Origin of the sequence: Halorubrum sp. SP3, from assembly GCF_005435195.1 — an archaeon.
Classification (GTDB): domain Archaea; phylum Halobacteriota; class Halobacteria; order Halobacteriales; family Haloferacaceae; genus Halorubrum; species Halorubrum sodomense.
Window position 1 is genome coordinate 1 of record NZ_SGTU01000649.1, and the last position, 254, is coordinate 254.

At 65.7% G+C, this 254-nt stretch carries 1 pseudogene; it reads right to left on the reverse strand.

Annotation, left to right across the window (positions count from 1 at the left end):
* Positions 1-102 precede the first annotated feature (102 nt).
* Positions 103-254, reverse strand: a pseudogene (locus tag EXE42_RS20530) (carbohydrate ABC transporter substrate-binding protein); the annotation flags it as partial.

A 254-nucleotide genomic window follows, 5' to 3' on the forward strand; every position in this document is an offset into this window, starting at 1 on the left:
CCGTGACCGCGTCGCCACTCTCGTCGCCGGTGTCAGTGTTCCGTGTCATGTGGGTCGTCGTGTGCCGAAACCGCTAAAATCCGGTCGCATCGAGGACCGGTGTCAGTTAGAGACCGCGTCGACGAAGCCCTGCGTGGCGGCGTCGACGTTGTACGGTCCGGAGAACTCGCTGGAGATCACTTCGTTCAGCGCCGTCATGGTCTCCGAGGGGACGCCGAGCCCGTGCTGGAGGTTCGGCGGCCGCTCCTCGGCCT